Origin of the sequence: Actinomycetospora rhizophila (genome assembly GCF_042657905.1) — a bacterium.
GTDB classification, from domain to species: domain Bacteria; phylum Actinomycetota; class Actinomycetes; order Mycobacteriales; family Pseudonocardiaceae; genus Actinomycetospora; species Actinomycetospora rhizophila.
Genome location: NZ_JBHSKG010000026.1, coordinates 1 through 18,257, shown reverse-complemented (window position 1 = coordinate 18,257; position 18,257 = coordinate 1). Strand labels below are relative to the sequence as shown.

The 18,257-nt window shown below is 76.3% G+C and carries 20 protein-coding genes; 11 read left to right on the top strand and 9 right to left on the bottom strand.

The genetic code is table 11. The features are described 5' to 3' along the window. Positions 1–21 precede the first annotated feature (21 nt). Complete coding sequence (locus ACFPK1_RS30685; RefSeq protein WP_378024746.1) at positions 22–1,422, top strand: carboxylesterase family protein; 1,401 nt, start codon at positions 22–24, stop codon at positions 1,420–1,422. Here ACFPK1_RS30685 and ACFPK1_RS30680 read toward each other — a convergent pair. Beyond that, positions 1,395–1,865: a VOC family protein gene (locus ACFPK1_RS30680; protein WP_378024745.1), complete on the bottom strand. Its 471-nt coding sequence runs from the start codon at positions 1,863–1,865 to the stop codon at positions 1,395–1,397. The genes ACFPK1_RS30685 and ACFPK1_RS30680 overlap by 28 nt on opposite strands. Positions 1,866–1,945: 80 nt before the next feature. Between ACFPK1_RS30680 and ACFPK1_RS30675 the strand changes: the two genes are divergently transcribed. After that, a complete protein-coding gene (locus tag ACFPK1_RS30675) occupies positions 1,946–2,902 on the top strand; it encodes an endonuclease/exonuclease/phosphatase family protein (RefSeq protein WP_378024744.1) in 957 nt (318 codons plus the stop codon). Between the two features lie 3 nt (positions 2,903–2,905). Here the strand turns inward: ACFPK1_RS30675 and ACFPK1_RS30670 are convergent, their stop codons facing one another. The 4 genes from ACFPK1_RS30670 to ACFPK1_RS30655 are packed head-to-tail and all read right to left on the bottom strand — an operon-like array spanning position 2,906 to position 6,163. After that, entirely contained in the window at positions 2,906–3,838 is a 933-nt protein-coding gene (locus tag ACFPK1_RS30670) for a DODA-type extradiol aromatic ring-opening family dioxygenase (protein WP_378024743.1), read from the bottom strand. Next, positions 3,835–4,719, bottom strand: a complete 885-nt coding sequence (locus tag ACFPK1_RS30665) for an alpha/beta fold hydrolase (RefSeq protein ID WP_378024742.1) — start codon at positions 4,717–4,719, stop codon at positions 3,835–3,837. Before ACFPK1_RS30665 ends, ACFPK1_RS30670 begins: the two co-directional genes overlap by 4 nt. Beyond that, positions 4,716–5,207: a cupin domain-containing protein gene (locus ACFPK1_RS30660; RefSeq protein WP_378024741.1), complete on the bottom strand. Its 492-nt coding sequence runs from the start codon at positions 5,205–5,207 to the stop codon at positions 4,716–4,718. The genes ACFPK1_RS30665 and ACFPK1_RS30660 overlap by 4 nt, the downstream gene beginning before the upstream one ends. Then, the gene (locus ACFPK1_RS30655; protein WP_378024740.1) at positions 5,204–6,163 is read right to left on the bottom strand and encodes an SDR family oxidoreductase; all 960 of its coding nucleotides are present in this window, start codon (positions 6,161–6,163) and stop codon (positions 5,204–5,206) included. Before ACFPK1_RS30655 ends, ACFPK1_RS30660 begins: the two co-directional genes overlap by 4 nt. Between ACFPK1_RS30655 and ACFPK1_RS30650 the strand changes: the two genes are divergently transcribed. The 3 genes from ACFPK1_RS30650 (at position 6,046) to ACFPK1_RS30640 (ending at position 8,900) form a co-directional block, all read left to right on the top strand. After that, entirely contained in the window at positions 6,046–6,825 is a 780-nt protein-coding gene (locus ACFPK1_RS30650; protein ID WP_378024739.1) for an IclR family transcriptional regulator, read from the top strand. The two genes, ACFPK1_RS30655 and ACFPK1_RS30650, sit on opposite strands and share 118 nt — an antisense overlap. 105 nt (positions 6,826–6,930) lie before the next feature. Further along, positions 6,931–7,398 carry a cupin domain-containing protein gene (locus ACFPK1_RS30645; protein WP_378024738.1) on the top strand — a complete coding sequence of 156 codons (468 nt, stop codon included), beginning with the start codon at positions 6,931–6,933 and terminating at the stop codon, positions 7,396–7,398. Continuing rightward, positions 7,395–8,900 carry a flavin-containing monooxygenase gene (locus tag ACFPK1_RS30640; RefSeq protein ID WP_378024737.1) on the top strand — a complete coding sequence of 502 codons (1,506 nt, stop codon included), beginning with the start codon at positions 7,395–7,397 and terminating at the stop codon, positions 8,898–8,900. Before ACFPK1_RS30645 ends, ACFPK1_RS30640 begins: the two co-directional genes overlap by 4 nt. A 27-nt stretch (positions 8,901–8,927) precedes the next feature. Here the strand turns inward: ACFPK1_RS30640 and ACFPK1_RS30635 are convergent, their stop codons facing one another. Together ACFPK1_RS30635 and ACFPK1_RS30630 are read right to left on the bottom strand one after the other, a co-directional pair. Further along, on the bottom strand, positions 8,928–9,881 hold the full coding sequence (locus tag ACFPK1_RS30635) for a hypothetical protein (RefSeq protein ID WP_378024736.1): 954 nt from the start codon (positions 9,879–9,881) through the stop codon (positions 8,928–8,930). Continuing rightward, positions 9,878–10,264 carry a nuclear transport factor 2 family protein gene (locus tag ACFPK1_RS30630; RefSeq protein WP_378024735.1) on the bottom strand — a complete coding sequence of 129 codons (387 nt, stop codon included), beginning with the start codon at positions 10,262–10,264 and terminating at the stop codon, positions 9,878–9,880. Before ACFPK1_RS30630 ends, ACFPK1_RS30635 begins: the two co-directional genes overlap by 4 nt. Positions 10,265–10,347: 83 nt before the next feature. Here ACFPK1_RS30630 and ACFPK1_RS30625 point away from each other — a divergent pair, with 83 nt between their 5' ends. Genes ACFPK1_RS30625 through ACFPK1_RS30615 form a run of 3 tightly spaced genes read left to right on the top strand, consistent with a single transcriptional unit; the run spans position 10,348 to position 12,125 of the window. Further along, the gene (locus ACFPK1_RS30625; RefSeq protein ID WP_378024734.1) at positions 10,348–10,833 is read left to right on the top strand and encodes a MarR family winged helix-turn-helix transcriptional regulator; all 486 of its coding nucleotides are present in this window, start codon (positions 10,348–10,350) and stop codon (positions 10,831–10,833) included. 39 nt (positions 10,834–10,872) lie between these two features. Continuing rightward, positions 10,873–11,322: a DUF2243 domain-containing protein gene (locus ACFPK1_RS30620; RefSeq protein WP_378024733.1), complete on the top strand. Its 450-nt coding sequence runs from the start codon at positions 10,873–10,875 to the stop codon at positions 11,320–11,322. A 2-nt stretch (positions 11,323–11,324) separates the two neighbouring features. Further along, positions 11,325–12,125, top strand: a complete 801-nt coding sequence (locus ACFPK1_RS30615) for a cytochrome c oxidase assembly protein (RefSeq protein ID WP_378024799.1) — start codon at positions 11,325–11,327, stop codon at positions 12,123–12,125. On the opposite strand, the gene ACFPK1_RS30610 is transcribed toward ACFPK1_RS30615, so the two are convergent. Then, on the bottom strand, positions 12,073–13,779 hold the full coding sequence (locus ACFPK1_RS30610; protein ID WP_378024732.1) for an alpha-keto acid decarboxylase family protein: 1,707 nt from the start codon (positions 13,777–13,779) through the stop codon (positions 12,073–12,075). The genes ACFPK1_RS30615 and ACFPK1_RS30610 overlap by 53 nt on opposite strands. Positions 13,780–13,796: 17 nt before the next feature. Beyond that, positions 13,797–15,293, bottom strand: a complete 1,497-nt coding sequence (locus tag ACFPK1_RS30605; RefSeq protein WP_378024731.1) for a class I adenylate-forming enzyme family protein — start codon at positions 15,291–15,293, stop codon at positions 13,797–13,799. Positions 15,294–15,354: 61 nt separating this feature from the next. On the opposite strand from ACFPK1_RS30605, the gene ACFPK1_RS30600 reads away from it, so the two are divergent. The 3 genes from ACFPK1_RS30600 to ACFPK1_RS30590 all read left to right on the top strand — a co-directional run bounded on the left by ACFPK1_RS30600 (position 15,355) and on the right by ACFPK1_RS30590 (position 17,968). Continuing rightward, positions 15,355–16,266, top strand: a complete 912-nt coding sequence (locus ACFPK1_RS30600) for a pseudouridine-5'-phosphate glycosidase (RefSeq protein WP_378024730.1) — start codon at positions 15,355–15,357, stop codon at positions 16,264–16,266. Between the two features lie 96 nt (positions 16,267–16,362). Continuing rightward, entirely contained in the window at positions 16,363–17,217 is an 855-nt protein-coding gene (locus ACFPK1_RS30595; RefSeq protein WP_378024729.1) for an ANTAR domain-containing protein, read from the top strand. Positions 17,218–17,254: 37 nt separating this feature from the next. Next, positions 17,255–17,968: an adenylate/guanylate cyclase domain-containing protein gene (locus ACFPK1_RS30590; protein WP_378024728.1), complete on the top strand. Its 714-nt coding sequence runs from the start codon at positions 17,255–17,257 to the stop codon at positions 17,966–17,968. The last annotated feature ends 289 nt before the right edge of the window (positions 17,969–18,257 follow it).

Sequence of the window (18,257 nt, the reverse complement as noted above, 5' to 3'; positions counted from 1 at the left end):
ACACGGCGCTACCGTGCCGGCGTGGAGCTCCGGACCACCGCCGGCACCGCGCGGGGTCTCGACCGCGACGGGCTCGGGCTGTTCCTCGGCCTGCCCTACGCCCACGCGCCGGCTGGGGAGCGGCGGTTCGCCGCGCCCGACCCGGTGCGCCGCTGGGACGGCGTCCGCGACGCGACCCGCTTCGGCCCCGCGGTCCCGCAGGGCCCGCCCGCGCCGGGAGCGCCGTCGCCGTGGGACCCGCAGGACGGGCTCGGCGAGCTGACGCTCAACGTGTTCACGCCCGACCCGGGCGGGGCGGGGCTGCCCGTGATCGTGTGGCTGCACGGCGGCGCGTGGGTCCGGGGCTCGCCGCGCATGCCGCTGCACGACGGCGGGGCGCTGGCGGCGGCGGGCGCGGTGGTCGTCACCGTCGGGTTCCGGATCGGCGCCGAGGGCTTCCTGTCCCTGCCCGGCGCTCCGGACGACCGGGGCCTGCGCGACCAGGTCGCCGCGCTGACCTGGGTGCACGACCACATCGCCTCCTTCGGCGGCGACCCCGGCCGCGTCACCGTCGCCGGCCAGTCCGGGGGCGCGGCGTCGGTCGCGGTGCTGCTCGCGGCGCCCGCCACCGAGGGCCTGCTGCACCGCGCGATCGCCCAGAGCGTCCACGGCGGCTTCCGCTCGCCCGGCGAGGCGGCCGGGGTGACCGCGCGCCTCGCCGCGGCACTGGGCGTGGAGCCCACGCCGGACGGCGTCGCGGGGGTGGACCCGGAGCGGCTCGTCGCTGCGCAGGACGCCCCGCTGCGCGGACCGGCCGACGGGGTCAGCGCGTTCGGGCCGGTGATCGACGGCGATGTCGTCGTCGGGCAGCCGTGGGAGGGGCTCGCGCGGCGACCGCGCCCCGGGGTGCCGCTGCTCGCGACGTGGACGGCGCAGGAGGCCCGCGCGTTCCCGCTCCCGCCCGCCGGCAGCGACCCCGCCGACGTCGCCGCGGCGTTCGGGCTGGACCGCGCGGCGGGTGCGGCCTACGCGGCGCTCGCGGACGACCCTGTCGAGCTCCTGGTGTCCGACGCCCTGCACCGGCTCCCGACGCGGTGGACGGCGCGGGCGCACGGCGGTCCCACCTGGACCGCCGAGCTCGCCTGGCGCAGCCCGCTGCTCGGTGCGTGCCACGGGCTCGACGTGCCGCTGCTGCTCGGCACGCTCGGCACCCGGCCGGCGGCCCGGATGCTCGGCGCGCCGCCCCCGGAGGAGGCCGCCGTGGTCGGCGCGCAGCTGCGGCGCGCCTGGGTCGCCTTCGCCGCGACCGGCGACCCGGGGTGGCCGCGCCACGACCTCGCCGGCACGACGCGGCGGTTCGACGTCACCCCGTCCGACGTCGACGACCCGCTCGCCGCCTCTGACGCGATCTGGGCTCAGGCCAGGGACCGCGGTGTGTCGTAGGTGCCGACGAACGCCCCGTCGCGCATCTCCATGCCGGTGAACCCGGACGTCGGCCCCGTGTAGTGATAGAGGCGCAGCACGGTGCCGTCGGGGTCGGGGATGTCGAGGTGGGCGCCGTCGGGCGTGCCCTGGATGCCCGAGTGCTCCACGCCGAGATCGGCGCACCGGGCGGCCAGCACCTCGAGCGCGGCGTAGGACGTCGGGCGGAGCGCGACGACGTCGAAGCCGCGCAGGTGCGGCGCGCTGACGGTGGCCCGGCGGTCCCGCAGGGCCAGGCCGAAGCCGGCCTCGTCGTCGATGAGGCCCGCCCCGCACAGCTCGCCGTCCTCGACGAACTCGATCCACAGCCGCAGGCCGAGCACCGCGCAGTACCAGGGCACCGAGCGGGCGAGGTCGGTGACGGGCAGCTTGACCTGCAGGATCCCGTCGATCTGAGCGGACATCGGCCGGCCCCCTCCCGCCGCACCCGGTGCGGTGGGGACCACCCTGGCCAGGGGGTGACGGCAGGTCAATCGACGGGAGCATGATCTCCGGGAGGAGCGGGGAGGCGATGTGGCGCGGTGGCCGGGGTTCGCGGCGGGCGCGGCGGTGGCGGCGGCGCTGCTGGTCCCGGAGCTGCGGGGGCGCGAGCGCCGGGCGCCGTGGCCGATCCTGCTCGCCGCCCGGCCCGCGCTCGCCGGCGGCGTCGGCGCGCTCGCCGCGCTGGCGGCCCTGGCCCCGCCCCTGCGTCCGGTCGCGCTGGGCGCCGCGGGCGTCGCCGGCGCGGTGGTCGCCGTCCCGCGACGCCGCCGGCGGACCACGCCGGGCCCCACGACCCTCACCGTGCTCGTCGCCAACGTCTGGCAGGGCCGCGCCGACCCGGCCGCGCTCGCCGCGGTCCTGCGCGCCGAGCGCCCCGACCTCGTCGTGCTCCCCGAGGCCGGGACGCGGTTCCTCGCGCGGCTGGAGGAGCACGTCACCGACCTCGACCACCGCGCCTGGTCCGCGCCGCCGCCGCGCCCGCACCGCCGGGTGCCCGACGATCCCGACGGCCCGTGGACGACGGTGCTCGCGGTGCCGCGGCTCGGCGACGTGCGCGTCGTGCCCGTCCTGGCCGGCGGGCTCTACGGCTGGCTCGAGGTCTCCGGCGGCGCGCTCGACGGCGTGCGGGTGCTGGCCGCGCACCCCCGTGGCGCCGACCCCCGGCTTCGTCGAGCGCTGGTCCGACGAGCTCGACGCCCTCGCCACGTGGCGCGCCGCGGCCGGCGGCCCGACGGTGATCGCGGGCGACCTCAACACCACCACCGAGCACCGTGCGCTCGCGCCGCTGGGCGACGCCCGGGCCCCCGGCTCGCCGCCGACCTGGCCGACCCGCTGGCCGCGATGGCTCGGCTTCCGGATCGACCACGTGCTGGCCGGCGGCGGGATCGCCGTGCGGGCCACGCGCGTGCTCGACCTGCCCGGCAGCGACCACCGGGCGGTCCTGGCCCACCTGGGGTGACCGTCAGGCGACCTCGAAGGTCGCCCCGCTGCCCATGCCCGTGATCCACTCCGGCACCGGGTCGTAGCTCGTCCACCGCAGCGGGGCGCCCACCGCGGCCAGGCCGACGAGCCACGTGCGGATCTCGTGCCCGCCGGTGCCCGCCTCCTTCTCGAGCCCCTCGTGGCCGAGCTCGGTGATCGCGTCGAGGTCGCCGGCGGTGAGGCGCCCGAGGAACCACCGGTCCCAGGCGTCGTTGACCCGCGCCGCCGGGTCGCCGCCCATCGCCCGCACCTTCGGCTCCCGGGCGGCGGCGAACGCCTGCGCGTCCCGGCGCCCGTGGATCAGCGCGTCGCGCTTCTCGCCCACCACCGCCGGGTCCCGCGGGTCGTTCGACGGCAGCCAGTGCGACAGCCCGCCGCTCGCGACGAGCAGCACGCGACCGGGCGGGCCCGCGGCCAGCGCCGCGCCGAGCGCCCGGCCGAGCGCGACGCAGCGCCCGAGCGTGGGCAGGGGCGGCGCGGCGGTGTTCACCACGAGCGGGACCAGCGGGATCGTCGTGCCGCCGGTGACCATCTCGTAGCCCTGCACGATGCCGTGGTCGACGGTCAGCGAGTACGACAGCGCGAGGTCGAAGCCGGCGTCGGTGAGCCCGTCGTACACCGACCAGGCCAGCTCGCCCGCCAGCGGCAGCGGTCCGGACGTGCTGCCGAAGTCGCCGAAGCCGACCGCTTCCTCGACGCCGAGCACGAACGGGGGCATGACGTCGTAGAAGTTGCCGTGGAAGTGGTCGGGGCCCACCACGACGACGGCGTCGGGCGCCAGGCGCGTCACGGCGTCGCGCACGCGGGCGGCGTCGGCGAGGAACGGCGCGCCGGGGTCCCGCGGGCCCGCGGGCGGCAGGAGCGTCGCGAACGGCGAGTGGGACATGCCCACGAAACCGACGATGTCGCTCACGCGCGCACCGCCGTGACCGGCGTGTGCACCGGCAGCAGGAACGTCTCGTGCTGCTCGACGAACTCGTCCGGCTTCTCCCACTGCGGCCAGTGCCCGGCGCCGGTGATCACGTGCAGGCGCGCGTCGGGGAGCCAGTCGAGCAGCATCTGCGCCTCGTCGAGCCCGCCGGTGGGGTCGTGGTCGGTCCAGAGCAGCAGCGTCGGCGCGGTGATCCGCCCGACCCAGGACGGGTCCCAGCTGAAGCGCGCGCGGGTGACCGGGTCCTGCAGCACGAGGATGTTGTCGACGGCGCGCCGGAAGCCGTCGCGGGTGTAGACGCGCCGACGCAGGTCCACCAGCTCGTCGGTGACCATCTCCTTGTCGTGGAACAGCCAGGCGACGCGGGCGCGCACGTTCGCGTCGCTCGGGTCGGACACCGCGGTCGTCGTGCTCGCGACCAGCCGGGCCATGACCTCGGGCTTGTTGGCGATGTTGCCCGGGGTGTTGAGCACGATCCGCCGGACGCGCCCCGGGTGGTGCGCCGCGGTCCAGGCGACCACCCAGCCGCCCAGCGACTCGCCGGACAGGTGCGCCGAGGCGATGCCGAGCGCGTTCATGAGCCCGAGCAGGTGGTCGGAGAGGACGTCGACGGTGAAGGGCACGTCGGGCAGGTCGCTCCAGCCGTGGCCGACCATGTCGTAGGCGGTGACGCGGAAGTTCCGCGCGAGCCCGGCGATGTCGCGCGCGTAGGCCTCGAGGTGCCCGCCCGTGCCGTGCAGCAGGACGAGGTCGGGTCCCGTGCCGGCGCGCAGCACGCGCGTACGGACACCCGCCACGTCGAGGTGGCGCAGCTCGTGGTCGACGTCGCCGAGCTCGCCCCAGATGCTGATGTGGTCGCTCATGCCGGTTCTCCCTTGAACATCGCCCGCGCCTCCGCGACCGTCACCAGCCCCGCGCTCTGGCGGCGGTTGACGCCCAGCGCGCCGAGCAGCCGCGAGTTCTCGATGGTCAGGAACTCGACCGGGTGCTCGGTCGAGGCGTTGTAGTGGCGGTGCCAGGTCCACGGCGGCGTGTAGACGAAGCTGCCTCGCGCCCACTCGACCGTCTCGTCCTCGATCTCGCTGTATCCCTCGCCGCTGATGACGAAGTGCACGGTCTCGTGGTGGTGGCGCTGCATGTCCGAGCTCCGCGCCGCCGGGATCGTCTGGCGGAACAGCTCGAACGTCGCGGTCGGGAGGTTCCCGACCACCGACAGCGCGGTCGGGTTGTGCACCTCGCCCGCGGGCAGGGGCGTCAGCTCGTCGGCGTGCACGACCAGGGGGCGCGCCCCGCCCGGCGGCACCTCGGGGGTGAGGCCGGCGAGGAAGGCCGCCATGTCGAATCCGCTCACCAGGTCGTCTCCGTTCGTCCGCCGTCCACGGTCAGCACGGTCCCGGTCACGTAGGCCGCACCGGCCGACGCGAGGAAGGAGATCGCCGCGGCGATCTCCGCGGGCTCGGCGCTGCGGCCCGCCGGCACGAGCGCGAGGTCGTCGGCGTCCACCTGCTCGGCGCTCGCCCCGGTCGCGGCGGCCCGGTTCGCCAGGATCTGCGCGCGCCGCCCGGTCGCCACCGGTCCGGGCGCCACGCAGTTGACGGTGACGCCGTCGGCCGCGACCTCGCCCGCGAGCAGCTTCGCCGCGGCGGTCATCGCCGAGCGCAGCACGGTCGACAGGGCCAGGTCGGGCATCGGCTGGCGGACCGCGGTCGAGGTGACGACCACGACGCGCCCGGATCCCCGCTCCTGCATGCCGGCGACGACGTTGCGGGCCACGGCCATCGGGCCGATCAGCAGGAGGTCGGCGGCGTCGCGCCAGTCGTCCGCGTCCACGTCGAGGATGCGCGCCGGAGGCGGCCCGCCGGTGTTGAGGACCAGGACGGCGATCTCGCCGAACCGGTCCTCGACGTCGGCGACCAGGTCGTCGGCGCCGTCCGGGTCGCCGAGGTCCGCGACGGCCCACCGGACCTCGCGCCCCGTCGCCGGGGTCAGCTCGGACGCGGTGGCCCGCAGGGTCTCCTCGGTGCGCCCGGCCAGGACGACGTCCCACCCGTCGTGGGCGAGCCGCTCGGCGGTCGCGCGCCCGATCCCGCTCGCGCCGCCGCCGACCAGCGCCGTGGTTGCCCCGATGACGTCCTCCCTGGATGCTCCCGACGAGACCCGAGCGTCGCTGCCGGAGGGAGGGGACGGCGATGGCCGGTCCCACTGATTGGGACAGGAGGGCGCGGGACGGCACGGAGCCGGCCGGCGGCCTCGACCGGGCCGCCGCGATCCTCGACGCCTTCGACGCCACCCACCGCGAGCTGACACTGGCGTCGCTGGTGCACCGCTGCGGGCTCCCGCGCTCGACGACCCACCGCACCGCCGACCGGATGCTGCGCCTGGGCTGGCTGGACAAGCCCGACGACCGCTACCGCATCGGCCAGCGTCTCTTCGAGCTCTCCGGCCTGGTGCCGATCCGCCACGAACTGCGCGAGGCGGTGCTGCCGTTCCTGCACGACCTGCACGCGGCGGTGAAGGTCGCCGTGCAGCTCGGGGTGCTGCACGGCACCGAGGTCCTCGTGGTCGAGAAGATCACCGGGCACCGTCCGATGCCGATGCTCTCGCAGGTGGGCGGCACGATCCCGGCGTACTGCTCGGCGCTCGGGCGGGCGATCATGGCCTGGTCGCCCGGGGAGGCGGTCGAGGCCGCCCTCGCCGGGCCGATGCCGGCGCGGACGCCGCGCACGCTGACCGACGCCGACGCGGTGCGCCGCGAGCTCGCCGCGATCCCCGACCGCGGCTGGGCGGTGGAGCGCGAGGAGGGCAACATCGGCGTCTCCTGTGTCGCCGCGCCGATCTTCGGCCCGCTGGGCGAGGTGGTGGCGGCGCTGTCGGTGACCGGCCCGTCGGCGGCGGTGCGCTCCGAGCGCGCGGGCCCGCCGGTGCAGCTCGCGGCCGCCGCCGCGTCGCGGGCGTACTCGCGGCGGTAGTCGTCCGACCCCGCTGCGTGACCGGTCCCACTGACCGGGACCGGGAGTGGCCGCACCGCTGTCCGTTTCCGACGCTGTGACCCCACCCACAGCGAGGAGGCACGGATGTCACTGGGCGGCGGGTACATGCTCTCGTCCCGGGAGGGCCGGCAGATCCCGGCGATCGGGATCGGCATCACGGCGAAGGCCACCGGCGAGAACACCCGGGACGCGTACTCGCTGTTCGAGTACGCGGTCCCCGGCGGGGTCGACGGGCCGCCGCCGCACGTGCACACCCGCGAGGACGAGTCGTTCATCTGCCTCGCCGGCAAGCTCGACGTGATGCTGGGCGGCGAGGACTTCACGCTCGGCGCGGGCGACTACCTGCTGCTGCCCCGCGACGTCGTGCACACCTTCCGCAACCCGTACGACGACGAGGCCCGCGTGATCTCCGTGGTGTCGCCGGCGGGGCTCGAGGCCTACTACCAGGCCCTCGCCGACCTGCCGCCGGGCAAGAAGGACATCGCGGTGATGCAGGCGATCATGGCCGACTTCGGCATCGAGCTGCGCCTGCCCGCGGGGAGCCCCTCGTGAGGATCGGCATCGTCGGCGCCGGCGTCGCCGGGCTCGTCACCGCGAAGGTCCTCACCGAGGTCGGCCACGACGTCGTCGTCTACGACCGCACCCCCGACGTGGGCGGCGTCTGGAGCGCGACCCGCCGCTACCCGGGCCTGTGCACGCAGAGCCCGCGCGACACCTACGCGTTCTCCGACTTCCCGATGCCCCGCGACCTGCCCGAGTGGCCGTCCGGGGAGCAGGTGCAGGCCTACCTCGAGGCCTACGCCGCGCACACGGGCGTCGACCGGCTGCTGCGCCTGGACACCGAGGTGACCGCCGCCGTGCCGCACGACGCCGGCTGGACGCTGACGATTTCTGGTCCGCACGGGGCCGGCACCGACACCGTCGACCACCTCGTCGTCGCCAACGGCGTGTTCTGCGAGCCGTCGGTGCCGACGTTCCCGGGCGTCGACGAGTTCACCGCCGCCGGCGGGCGGGTGCTGCCCGCGACCGAGCTGCACGACGCCGAGCAGGTCCGCGACCGCCATGTCGTCGTCCTCGGCTACGGCAAGACCGCGTGCGACGTCGCGGTCGCGGTCGGCGGCACGGCCGCGGCGACGACGGTGGTGGCGCGCCAGCTCGTGTGGAAGGTGCCGCGCTTCGTCGGCGGCTTCCTCAACTTCAAGCACCTGCTGCTCACCCGGCTCGGGGAGTCGCTGTTCCGCTACCGCTCCCTGCGGGGGATCGAGAAGTTCCTGCACGGCCCCGCGAACGGGCTGCGCAGCCGGATCCTCGACTCGCTGGGCCCGGTCTCGGCGCGCCAGTTCGGGCTGCGCGAGCTCGACCTCGTGCCCACCGGGTGCTTCGAGGACATCGTGCGCGGCGCGATCGGCCTGACCACCGACGGCTTCTACGAGGCCGTGCGTGCCGGCGAGGTCGCGGTGCGCCGCGACCGGACGATCGTGCGGCTGCTCGAGAAGGACGGCGCCCCGCACGTCGAGCTCGACGACGGCGCGGTGGTGCGCGCCGACACCCTCGTCTGCGCCACCGGCTTCCGGCAGGGCGTGCCGTTCCTGCCCGACGACGTCGTCGCGCGCCTGCACGACGAGCGCGGCAACTTCCTGCTGTACCGCCAGATCCTGCCCACCGACGTCGACCGGCTGACCTTCGCGGGCTACAACTCCTCGTTCTTCAGCCCGCTGAACGCCGAGATGGCGGCGGCCTGGATCGCCGCGCACCTCGCCGGCCGGGTCGACCTGCCCGCAGCGGCGGCGATGCGGCGCCACGTCGACGAGCAGATCGCGTTCATGGACGCCGCCACCGACGGCCACCACGCCCGCGGCACGAAGATCATCCCGTTCTCGCTGCACAACGTCGACGAGGTGCTCGGCGACCTCGACCTCGACATCTCCCGCGGCGCGCGGGTCAAGCAGTACCTCAACCCCGTCGACCCCGCGGCCTACGCGGGCGTGGCGCCGCGACTGCGGGCGCGGCTGGCGGCCGAGGCGCCGAGCCAGGAGCCCGTGGCCCAGACCTGAAGATCGCCGTCTCGGTGACGCCCGCTGTCAGATGTGCGAGCGATCGTCACCAGGACGGCGATCACGGAGAAGTGCCCGCCCGGTGACGGCGAGCCCGCCGAGGTAGGCCACCGCGCACGCCGCGAGCACCGCCAGCGCCGGGGCGCCGAGGGCGTCGAGCGGCAGCATCCGGAAGGCGTGGGCGAGCAGCACCGCGAGCGCGACGACGACCGCGCCGACCATCGTCGCCACCGGGGCGAGGCGGTCGCGCCGCGCGGTGCCGGCGAGCAGGACCGCGGGCACCGCGAGCAGGAGCAGGCCGTGCACGCCGATGGCGTGGGGGAGCACGAGGTCGCCGCCGGCGGTGGCCGGGCGGAACCCGGCGAGGTCGGGGCCGACGGTGGCGGCGTCGGGGCCGAGGTACGCGCCGGTGCGACCGAACCCGCTGCCGATGCCGCCGCGGTAGACGCCGCTGTTCGTGGAGATCATCACCATGCCGACCGCGCAGCCGGCGAGCAGCACCCCGATCCCGCCGGCGACGCCCAGCCGGAGCGCCGGGGTCGCGGGCGACCGCAGCGCCGCCACCAGCAGCACCGCCATCCCGGCCACGAACACCGCCGCCGTCCCGGCCGCGCCGCCGCGCATGAGGACGGTGTCGAGCGGGGTCGTGACGTTGTAGTGGCTGGGCACCCCGCGCCAGGCCTGGAACCCGATGATCGCGGTCTCGCCCAGCGCGAACGCGAGCACCGTCGCCCCGACGACGCGGCGCTGCCGGGCGCGGGTGCGCAGCGCGGGCAGGACGACCGCGACCGACCAGCACAGCAGCCAGCCGGTCTCGGCGAACGTCGCCGGCTTGCGCAGCGACACCGGGCCGCCGACCGGACCGCCGAGCAGCACCAGGGCGACGACGTGCACGACCATCGCGACCAGCAGCACGGCGCCGGCGCCCCACAGCACGCGCGGCCAGCTGAGCTCCCGGGGCCGCGCCGCCGGCACGGTCACGGCGCGGTCCCCGGCAGCGGGCCGCTGAGGTGCGCGCTGCGCAGCCGCCAGCCCGCGTCCTCGCGGCCGGCCACGAAGGTCACCCGGAAGCGCCCGGCCATCGTGTGCCCCTGGTACGACGCCGACTGGGTCTGGGTCGCGATCGCCACCGCCTGGTCGCCGTGCTCGCGCACGTCGACGTCGTCGATCGCGAGCTCGGCGTAGGACAGGCCGTCGGCGAACCGGCGCAGCCACGCCTCCCGGTCGAGGACGAAGCCGAGCGGGCCGACGAGCCGGAGGTCCTCGGTGGCGAGGTCGGCGAGCGTCGCCGCGTCCTGCGCCGCCTCGGCGGCGGTGTAGCGCTCGACGAGCTCGTGGACCGTGGAGGGGAGGGTGGTGGGCATGGCGGTTCTTCCTCGCGGTAAACGATGACAACTTGTAACGGTCATCGTGACGACACCGTTTGTCAAGAGCTATCGTTCTCGCCGTGCCGTCGCGTGATCCTGATCGGTCCGAGCTCCCACCCGCGGGCGGTGCGTTCCTGCTCACCCAGCTCGGGACGCACGCCGCGCAGGCGTTCGCGCAGCGCATCGGCGAGCTCGACCTGACCCCGCCGCAGACCGGGCTGCTGCGCGCGATCGCGGGCGCGCCCGGCAGCAGCCAGCAGGCGCTCGCCGAGCTGCTCGGCACCCCGGCGACCCGGCTCGTCGCGCTCGTCGACGGTCTGGAGGAGCGCGGGCTCGTCGAGCGCCGCCGCAATCCGTCGGACCGGCGGCTGCACGCGGTGCACCTCACCGACGCCGGCACGGCGCTGCTCGCCGAGATCGGGCGGGTCGCCCGCGAGCACGACGACGCCGTGCTCGCCGCCCTGGACCCCGACGAGCGGGCCCGCCTGCGCGAGCTGCTCGCGAAGGTCGCCGCCGACCGGGGCCTCACCCCCGGCGTCCACCCCGGGTACCGGAACCTGCGCTGAGACGGGTTGCGCCCCGCCCGCCGCCGGGCACCACGCCGCATGGCCACGACAGCGACCGGGCGCTCCGTCCTCGCCGGCGTCCTCATCGGGGTGGGCGTCGCGGCCTTCCTCGACGAGACGGTGTTCCACCAGCTGCTGCACTGGCACCACTTCTACGACGGCGCGGGACTCGAGGCCGGGCTGGTCTCGGACGGCCTGTTCCACGCCGGCGGCTGGATCGCGATCGTCGTCGGGCTCTTCCTGTTCGCCGACCTGCAGCGCCGCCGCGTCACCGTCCCGAAGCGCGTGTGGGCCGGCGGCCTGCTGGGCTGGGGCGTGTTCCAGCTCTACGACGGGCTGTTCCAGCACAAGGTGCTGGGGCTGCACCAGATCCGCTACGAGGTCGACCTCCTGCCCTACGACCTGGCCTGGAACATCAGCGGGGCGATCGGCGCCGTGGCCGGCGCAGTGCTGCTGACGGGGCGGGCGCGTCAGGTGGCCGACCGGTGACGATGCACCACGACACCGGGGCCACCGGGTGGCCCGCCCTCGCGGTGCTGGTGGTCGCCGTGGGATACCTCGCCGGCGGCCTGCGCCTGCACCGGCGCGGCGACCGCTGGCCGGCGGCGCGCTGGGCCGCCGCCGCGGGCGGGGTCGCCGCGCTGGCCACGGCCCTCGCGCTGCCCGGCGCCCCGTTCGCCGTGCACGTCGTCGCGCACCTGCTGCTGGCGATGCTCGCGCCGCTGCTCCTCGCGCTCGCCGCCCCCGTCACGCTGGCGCTGCGGGCCCTGCCCACGACCGGTCGCCGGCGCCTGCTGCGCGTCCTGCACAGCCGGGCCGCGCGGGTGCTCGTCGCGCCGCCCGTGGTGCTCGTCCTCGAGCTCGGCGGCATGGTCGCCTTCTACCTCACCGACCTCTTCACCCTCGCCCACGAGCACCCGCTGCTCATGGCCCTGGTCGACCTGCACATGGTGCTCGCGGGCCTGCTGCTCGCCGTCGTGCTCGTCGGCGCCGACCCGCTGCCGCGCCGGCCCGGGCTGGTCGGGTCCCTGCTCACGCTCCTGGTCGCCGCGGCGGGCCACGACGTGCTCGCCAAGCTGATGTACGCACGCACCCTGCCCGCGCGCGGCGGCACCCCCGCGGAGATCCGGCTCGGCGCGCAGGTCATGTACTACGGCGGCACCGCGGTCGAGGTCGCGGTCGCCGTCGCGCTCATGGCCGGCTGGTACGCCCGCGGCGGGCGGGAGCTGCGGCGCGGCCTCAGGAGGTCGGCGCGGGCTCCGGAGCCGGCCGCGAGCCCAGCACGCGGGTGAGGGCGGCGAGCAGGTCCGGGACGTCGTCGCGCGGGACGACGGCCTGCACGAGGGTCACCCGCGCGGGGTCGGCGTCTGCGTCCGCGAAGGCCCGGCGCAGCTCGCCGACGGTCGTGGCGCGCGTGGCCAGGAGGTGCTCGCCGCCGCCGAGGGCGCGGGCCAGCGCCGGCCAGTCCCACGGCGTGATGTCGTTGTACGGCTCGTCGGGCCCGTGGATGGCGCGCTCGACGGTGTAGCCGTCGTTGTCGACCACGACGATCACGGCGGGGATCCGCTCGCGCAGCACGGTGGCGAGCTCGGTCGCGGTCATCTGCGCGGCACCGTCGCCGATGAGCAGCACGCCGCGCTGCCCGGGCAGCGCCGTGCACGTGCCGAGCAGGGCGGGCAGCGTGTAGCCGATCGAGGCCCACAACGGTTGGCCGACGAACGTGACACCCGCGGGCAGGCGGTGCGGCGCCATCCCGTAGAAGCTCGTGCCCTGGTCGGCGAGCACGATGTCGCCGCCGCGCAGGAAGCCGCTCACCTCGGCCCACAGCGTGTCCTGGCGCAGCGCCTCGTCCTCGGGGGCGGCGCCCGCGGCGGGCGTGGGGGCGGCGAGCGGCTCCGAGGGCGCGGGCCCTGCGCGGCGCGCGGCGACCTCGGCGACCAGCGGTTCGAGCGCCGCGAGCGCGGTCGGCAGCTCCACCGGGGCGAACGTGGCCGCCCCGACCGCCGCGGTCCGCGGGCCGACGTCGATGGTGCGGTTCCGCGTGATCCGCTGGGTGAACATGCCGCTGTCGAGGTCGGTGAACACGACCCCGGCGACGACCAGCACCGCGGCGTCCTCGACCGCCGTGCGCGTGGCGGGCGGGCTGGCGGCGCCGGTGTAGGTGCCGGCGAACCGGGGGCCGGACTCGTCGACCAGGCTCTTCGCCCACGGCGTCACCGCGTGCGGCAGCGGCCCGGCGGCCAGCAGCCGGGCGAGGGTCGCGCTCGCGCCGAGCCGGTGGACGGTCAGCCCGGCGAGCAGCGCGACGTCGTCGGGCGTCGACGCCGACTCCAGCAGGCGCCGCGCGGCGTCGACGAACCCCGCGAGCGCCTCCGGGTCGGTGGTGTCGACCGGCGCGGGCAGCGCCGCGCGCGTGCTCGCGGCGGGCCCGGCGGCCACGTCGGCCGGGACCACGAGGTAGCCGGGCAGGCGCCGGTCGCGGACCTCGCGCAGCACCCGGTCGATCTCGGCCACCGCGTTCTCGTGGGTCAGCGACGCCCGCGCGCACGTGATGTCGGCGTGCATCGCGGTGAAGTGCCCGAACACCCCGTCGCCGAGGGTGTGGTGCACCGGCCGGTGCTGCGCCTGCGCGGTCAGCGCCGGCGCGCCGACGATGTGCACGACGGGGACGTGCTCGGCGTAGGCCCCGGCGATCGCGTTGATCGCGCTGAGCTCGCCGACGCCGAACGTCGTGCACAGCGCGGCGATGCCGCGCAGGCGCCCGTAGCCGTCGGCGGCGTAGCCGGCGTTGAGCTCGTTGGTGCAGCCGGTCCAGCGCACCGTCGGGTGGTGGGTGACGTGGTCGAGCATGGCGAGGCTGTAGTCGCCGGGGACCCCGAAGACGCGGTCCACCCCCAGCTCCGCCAGCCGGTCGACGAGGTGGTCGGCGACGGTGTATCCGGTCACGGGGGCAGACGCTGCCATCACGACGGGGCCCGGGCCAGGATCGCGGCGCGATCGGGTTTGCCCTGCTCGGTGAGCGGGACGTCGTCGAGCCCGACGACCACGAGCGTCGCCGCCACGTCCTCCCCGTGCTCGCCGGCCACCGCGGCCCGGCAGGTCTGCGGGTCGACGCGGGCGTCCCAGGGCACCACCGCCGCCACCCGGCGCTCGCCGTCGGCCACCACCACCGCGTAGCGCACGCCGGGCACGCGCATCAGCGTGTCCTCGACGCCGGTCGGCGTGACCAGCCGACCGTCGACGACCGCGCAGTCGGCGGCGCGCCCGAGGATGTGCAGGTGGCCGTCGGCGCCGAGCCGGCCGAGGTCGCCGGTGCGGTACCAGCCGTCGACGAAGTGCTCGGCCTGCTCGACGGGCCGGTTCCGGTAGCCGTGGGCCATGGCGGCGGAGCGCACCTCGATGCTGCCGAACTCCGGGTCGAGCGCACCGTCGGCGCCGCGGAACCGCACCTCGACGCCGGGCAGGATGCGGCCCGCGCTGGTGGCGCGCCCGGGGTCGTCGGGGTCGTACTCGGCGGGGCGCAGCGCGCTGACGATGCCCATCTCGCTGGCGCCGTAGGTGTGCTGGAGGACCGGGCCGAGCCGCTCGCGGGCGCGGCGGCGCAGCGCCGGCGGCGCGGAGGCCCCGATGTGCGTGAGCGTCCGCAGCGTCGAGAGGTCGCGGCGCGCGACGTCGGGGTGGTCCATGAGGGCGACCAGCTGGGGCTCGACGAGGAACAGGTCGGTGATGCGCTCGCTCTCGATCGCGGCGAGCAGCGCGGCGGGCTCGGAGTCGTCGCGCAGCACCACGGTGCCGCCGCCGATGATCGTCTGGGCGACGAGGATCTGCGTCAGGTAGGCCTCGGCGCCCGACGCGAGCTGGCGGCGCTCCGGACGGTGCGGCGTCGCGACCGCCGCGGCCCAGGCGGCGACGTCGCGAACGCTCGCCTTGGGGATGCCGGTGGTCCCGCCCGAGGACAGCACCGTGCCCAGGTCACCGAGCCGCGACCGGGACGCGAACGGCTCCGGCGACTGGGCGGCGGCCAGCTCGTCGAGACGCCGCGGGACACCCTCGACCGGCCCGACGGCGACCACCGGGGCGGTCGTGACGGGCAGCAGGTGGGCGGTCTCCGGGAACACGACGACCAGCGCCGGGTCGATCTGCTCGAGCTGGCGGGCCCGCCGGTCGGCCCCGGGCGGCGCCGACAGGTACACCGCACCGGCGTCGGCGAGGTGCGTCGCGTAGCGCACCGCGAGCGCGTCGGGGCGGTTCGGCGCGTACTGGGCGACGAGGTCGCCGGGGCCGATGCCGAGGCTCGCCAGCGCCCACGCGTAGCGGTGGACGAGCGCCAGGAGCTCCGCGCCGGTGGTCTCGCCGTCGGGGTGGCGCAGCACCACGCGCTCGCCGGCGGCGTGCAGGGCACCCACGATCTGGTCGACCGAGGGGTGGACACCGGTGTCGGGTGCCGCCGTGTTCGTCACCCTCCGTACCGTTCCGTCCGAGCCGGTCATGATCCAGCGGCCGTTCGAGTGAGGAGAGACCATGTCCGCGGTGGTGCGCGTGGCCGACGAGGTGCGCGCGGCGGTCGACGCCGGCCGGCCCGTCGTCGCGCTCGAGACGACGATCCTCACCCACGGCCTGCCGCGGCCCCGCAACCTCGAGGTCGCGCGGGAGGCCGAGGCGTTGCTGCGGGCGGCGGGCGTCGTGCCCGCGACGGTGGGCGTGGTCGCGGGCCGGCCCGTCGTCGGGCTGACCGACGCCGAGATGGCGGCGCTCGCCACCGGCGACGGGGTCGAGAAGGTCAGCGTCCGCGATCTCCCGGTGGCCGTGGCCCGTGGCGCCGACGGGGGCACGACGGTGGCGGCGACCGCGCTGCTCGCCCACCGCGCGGGCGTCCCGGTGTTCGCGACCGGGGGCCTCGGCGGCGTGCACCGCGGGGCGTCGACGACGTTCGACGAGTCGGCGGACCTCGTCGCGCTCGCCGCCGTGCCGATCCTCGTGGTGTCGGCGGGGGTCAAGTCGATCCTCGACGTGCCGGCGACGCTCGAGCGCCTCGAGACGCTGAACGTCACGGTGCTGGGGTACCGGACCGACGCGTTCCCGGGCTTCTACGTCCACGACGCCGGGGTCCCGGTGCCGGCGCGGGTCGACGCGCCGGGGGAGGCGGCCGCCGTCGTCCGCGCCCGCGACGCCCTGGGCCTGTCCGGCGCGGTGCTGCTGGCCAACCCGGTCGCGGCGGCGGCGCAGCTCGACGTCGCCGAGCACCGCGCGGTGCTCGACGCGGCGCTCGCGGAGGCCGCCGAGCGCGGGATCACCGGCCACGACACCACGCCGTTCCTGCTCGACCACGTCCACCGCGCGACCGCGGGACGCAGCCTCGACGTCAACGTCGCGGTGTACCGCGGCAACGTCGCCCTCGCCGGGGAGGTCGCGGCCGCGCTCACCGCGGGGTAGGGGGTGGTGTAGTCGACGGTGCCCACGGGTACGCGCCGGGCGCCCGATCCGGGCACGATGGGCAGCGACGACCGCGACGAGGCGAGGGGAGACGCGGTGACCAGGCAGGGCAGCGAGGTCGACTGGGACGCCGAGCGCTCGGCCTTCGTGGCCGAGGACGCCGCCGAGCGCGCCCGGGGCCGGGACGGCTACCCGCAGAACGGGTCGGGGCCCGCCGGCGGCCCGCAGATCGGCCTGCTGGCGAGCGCCGTCGGCGACCTCACCCGCGAGCTGCTCGCCGCCCCCGGCACCGGCGGGATGGACGCGGTCCTCGACCGTGTCGTCACCGTCGGCCGCCGCGTCGTCCCCGGGGCCGACGTCGTCAGCGTGACCCTGCGCCGCGGCGGCCACGAGGGCTACGCGACGCCGGCCTTCTCCGACGAGCTCGCGGTGCGGCTCGACGCGGTGCAGTACGAGCACGACGAGGGGCCCTGCGTGCGCGCGCTCGAGGCCGGCGGGCTCGGGGTGGCCGGCAGCGAGGACCTCGCCCGCGACGGCACCTTCCCGCGCTTCGGCCCGGCCGCCGCGGAGATCGGGGCCGGCAGCGTGTTCGCGGTCGGGCTCTTCCCGGTCGGCGAGAAGCGCCCGTTGCGGGGCGCGCTGAACTTCTACCGCCGCGCCACCGGGGGCTTCGGGCGCTCCGAGCGGGAGGCCGCGCTGCTGCTCGCCGCGCACGTGTCCACGGCGCTCGCCTACGTCACGGTCACCGAGGCCGCCGAGCTGCACGACGTGCAGTTTCAGACCGCGCTCGACTCCCGCGACGTCATCGGCCAGGCCAAGGGCATCCTCATGGAGCGCCGTGGCCTGGACGCCGGCGCCGCGTTCGACGTGCTGCGCCGGGCGTCGCAGGACCTGAACGTCAAGCTGCGCGACGTCGCGGCCACGCTCGCGGAGCGCCGCGCTGAACTCTGACGGGAGCGCGGATCCTCGCGTGCAGGAGGATCACCGCATGGCCGACGAGGACGGGACCGGGACGCGCGCGCAGCGGGCCCGCGAGGCGCTGGGGCGCGCGGGGCGCCGGGCGCGCGACCTCGACCGCTCGGAGGGGCTGCGGACGGCGGTGCAGCGGGTGCGCCGCGCGCTGCCCGGCGACGCGCACTTCGGCGACCCGCTCTCGCTCGGCGGCGCCCGGCACGCCGAGTTCGCGGGGCGGGCGGTGGTCGGGCTCACCGGCGACCGGCCCGGCGTGACGCGCGAGGTCGGGCTCGGCGGGCTGCAGCTGTGGCAGGCGGTGCTCGAGCGCTTCGGCGGCGGCGTCGGCGAGCGCGAGGTCGTGCTGGTGTTCACCGACCTCGTCGAGTTCTCGCGCTGGGCCCTGGCGGCCGGCGACGACGAGGTGCAGCGCGTGCTGCGGGCGGTCAGCGAGGCGTGGGAGAAGCCGGTGACCGACCGGGCGGGCACGGTGGTCAAGCGCCTCGGCGACGGCATGATGGCCGCGCTCGCCGACCCCACCTCGGCCGTCGAGGCCGTGTTCGAGGCCCGCGACCGGCTGGCGGACGTCCACGCGGACGGCTGGACACCGCGGATGCGTGCGGGGCTGCACCTCGGGCGGCCGCGGCGCGTGGGCGGGGACTACCTCGGCGTCGCCGTCAACACCGCGGCGCGCCTCGGCGACCGGGCGGGGACCGGCGAGGTGCTCGTCAGCGGCGACCTGCTGGCCTGACTCGACACCTCGAGGCTGTCGGTGCGCCGCAAGCGCTGGCACACCAGGCTCAAGGGCACCCCCGACGACTTGCAGATCTTCGCCGTCGACCGGGCCTAGACATGCCGATGTGAGCGAACTTCGGGGCTATGGCCCCGAAGTTCGCTCACATGGGGGTCAGGGTCAGGCGAAGCCGTCGGCGTCGGTGCGGACGGTCTCGTAGGTGCCGTCGGCGTCGGTGTCGATGGCGGCGGTGTCGAAGTCGCCGTCGTCGTCGGTGTCCATCATGATCGTCTCGCCGTAGCCGTCG

What these genes read in the sequence shown, in the direction of transcription:
- ACFPK1_RS30650 (WP_378024739.1), top strand. Translation starts at nt 6,046, where the DNA reads ATGGCCGGTCCCACTGATTGGGACAGGAGGGCGCGGGACGGCACGGAG.
- ACFPK1_RS30645 (WP_378024738.1), top strand. Translation starts at nt 6,931, where the DNA reads ATGTCACTGGGCGGCGGGTACATGCTCTCGTCCCGGGAGGGCCGGCAG.
- ACFPK1_RS30675 (WP_378024744.1), top strand. Translation starts at nt 1,946, where the DNA reads ATGATCTCCGGGAGGAGCGGGGAGGCGATGTGGCGCGGTGGCCGGGGT.
- ACFPK1_RS30590 (WP_378024728.1), top strand. Translation starts at nt 17,255, where the DNA reads ATGGCCGACGAGGACGGGACCGGGACGCGCGCGCAGCGGGCCCGCGAG.
- ACFPK1_RS30620 (WP_378024733.1), top strand. Translation starts at nt 10,873, where the DNA reads ATGGCCACGACAGCGACCGGGCGCTCCGTCCTCGCCGGCGTCCTCATC.
- ACFPK1_RS30615 (WP_378024799.1), top strand. Translation starts at nt 11,325, where the DNA reads ATGCACCACGACACCGGGGCCACCGGGTGGCCCGCCCTCGCGGTGCTG.
- ACFPK1_RS30630 (WP_378024735.1), bottom strand. Translation starts at nt 10,264, where the DNA reads ATGCCCACCACCCTCCCCTCCACGGTCCACGAGCTCGTCGAGCGCTAC.
- ACFPK1_RS30680 (WP_378024745.1), bottom strand. Translation starts at nt 1,865, where the DNA reads ATGTCCGCTCAGATCGACGGGATCCTGCAGGTCAAGCTGCCCGTCACC.
- ACFPK1_RS30665 (WP_378024742.1), bottom strand. Translation starts at nt 4,719, where the DNA reads ATGAGCGACCACATCAGCATCTGGGGCGAGCTCGGCGACGTCGACCAC.
- ACFPK1_RS30600 (WP_378024730.1), top strand. Translation starts at nt 15,355, where the DNA reads ATGTCCGCGGTGGTGCGCGTGGCCGACGAGGTGCGCGCGGCGGTCGAC.